The organism is Neoroseomonas rubea (assembly GCF_016106015.1).
In the GTDB taxonomy this organism is placed as follows: Bacteria; Pseudomonadota; Alphaproteobacteria; order Acetobacterales; family Acetobacteraceae; genus Neoroseomonas; species Neoroseomonas rubea.
In genome coordinates this window covers 1-2,292 of sequence record NZ_JACADQ010000479.1, presented here as the reverse complement: position 1 = coordinate 2,292, position 2,292 = coordinate 1, and the positions used below count along the sequence as shown (strand labels likewise).

Here is a 2,292-nt window from a genome sequence, read left to right as displayed (position 1 = left end):
CCCGCCAGGGCCGCCCGCCATCCATGGCGCGGATGAAGCCGGTCAGCGCGGTGGGCGCGCGCGGGGCGGGGCGGGCGAGGTCCGCGGCCAGCACCGCGCCCTCCAGCCAGCAGGCGGCCTCGAATTCGGCACGGCCCGCGGGCGGGGCGTGGCCGTTGCTCTCCAGCATGAAGGCGGCGAGCGCGATGCGCGGCGGGGCGGCGGCCATGGGCGGCTAGTCCTCCGCCCGCGCCGGCGCGGGCTGGGCGGGGTGCCGGTCCTCGGCATTCTCGATGACCAGCTTCTGGTGCGGATAGGGGATCTCGATGCCGAGTTCCTCGAAGCGCTTCTTGATGCGGCGGTTCATCTCCCGCGCCACGGCCCAGCGCTGGGACGGCTCGGTCTTGAGCCGCACGCGCATCACCACGCCGGAATCCGCCAGGCGCTCGACGCCCATGATGTCGAGGTCGTCGCGGATCGCGGGGCGCCACTTCGCATCCTCCCGCATCTCGGCCGCGACGCCGCGCATCGCCTCGGCCACCCGGTCGGTGTCCTCCCGGTAGTCGACGCTGATGTCGAGCACGGCGAAGGCGAAGTCGCGCGTCTGGTTGGTCACGGTGGTGACGGCGGAGAAGGGGATGATGTGCAGGCTGCCATCGACCGCGCGCAGCTTGATCGAGCGTATGGACAACTGCTCGACCACGCCCGACAGCCCGCCCACCTGCACCACGTCGCCCACCGCCAGCGCGTCCTCGAACAGCAGGAAGACGCCGGTGATGATGTCGCGCACCAGGGTCTGGGAGCCGAAGCCGACGGCGATGCCGACGACGCCGGCGCCGGCGATCAGCGGGGCGACGTTCACGCCGATCTCGGTCAGGATGATGAAGGCGACGACGATCACGATGGTGATCATCAGCGCCGTGCGCAGCATGGGCAGCAGGGTGCGCACGCGGGCGCTGCGCGCCGCCTTGGCATCGCGCGACAGGCTCGCGAGATGGCGCTGGATCCCGGCGTTCGCCGCCTCCCACGCCGCCATGCCGGCGAGGATGGTGAAGCCCATCGACATGAGCGAACCCACCAGCCGGTTGCCGAGCTTGCCCTGGCCGAACCAGGCGAAGGCGTCGAGCCCCCAGGCTTCCAGCAGGAACAGCAGCGTCATCGCGCCGATCAGGCCCGAGAAGATGCCCTTGAGGATCGGCAAATAGCGGTTCGCCCGCGTCTCCAGCCCCGGATAGCGGCGCGCGAGGTCGGGGCTGATGCGGAAGGCGCGGGCGAGGCCGCGCCGCATGGCGATGTCGGCCAGCCGCGCGCCGACCAGCACGAGCAGCGTGATGCCGGAGACGCGGATCAGCCGCCAGAAGCCGCCATCGACCTCCAGCGCCCAGACGCCCCAGGCGGCGATCAGCCAGGCGATGGCGAAGAAATGCCAGGTCTCCGCCGCCCGGTCGCGCACCCCGCGCAGGAAGCGGCGGGAACCTTCGACGGACTCGCCCTCCTTCAGCGCGGGCGCGCGCAGCACCGCCGAGACATGCGTCCGGTTCTGCAGGATGACGATGACGAGGAACAGCGTCGCGAGCAGCAGGGAGACGCGCAGGATGGAGTCATAGGCCGTCCAGGGCAGGCCGAATTGCAGCCCCGCTTCCGCCACCGCGAAGCCGATGACGAGCACGACGGTGATGCGCCGCAGCCAGACGGTGATGTAGGCCGCCGTCTCGTCCGCCACCGGCAGCAGCCGCAGCATGGGCGAGGCCGGGGAGAGCGCCATGCGGGAGATGACCATCACCGCGCGCGAGGCCATGTAGGCGTTGTTGACGGTGAGCATCACCAGCTCGGTCGTCGGCAGCGGCCCGACCGCGCCGATCAGCCCGTAGGAGACGATGGCGAAGGCGGCGATCGGGATGAGATCGAGCCCGAGCCGCGCGACGACGAGCGGGATGCGCCGCAGCAGGGAGATCGCGCCCCCTTCCTCCGGCGCGCGGGAATCGAGCCGGTCCCGCGCGCGCGCGAGCAGCCGCGCCACGCCCCATTCGGCCATCAGCCCGAGCCCGATGACGAGCAGCAGCTTCCACGCCGCGTCCATCACCCGGTACTGCGTGACCGGGTCGCGCGCGACGCCGGACAGCCAGCGCACGACCGAAGGCAGGTCCGCGATCGCCTGCGCGGCCGTGACCAATTGTTCCGACAGCGCGGCAAGCCGCTGGGAGGCGCCGGTCAGCAGCTGCGCGCCGAGCGTGTTGGGGGCGAGGATGGCCGGTTCCTCGGCCGCCGGGGCGGCAGGCGGCGTGGCCGGCGCCGGGGCGGGGGCGGCGGCGG

The 2,292-nt window shown here is 72.3% G+C and carries 1 protein-coding gene and 1 pseudogene; both read right to left on the bottom strand.

The window, feature by feature from the left end; translation table 11 throughout:
• A pseudogene (locus HW577_RS23890) lies at positions 1–208 on the bottom strand (M81 family metallopeptidase); the annotation flags it as partial.
• A 6-nt stretch (positions 209–214) separates the two neighbouring features.
• A partial coding sequence (locus tag HW577_RS23885; protein ID WP_198378600.1) for a mechanosensitive ion channel domain-containing protein occupies positions 215–2,292 on the bottom strand: 2,078 nt, incomplete at its 5' end.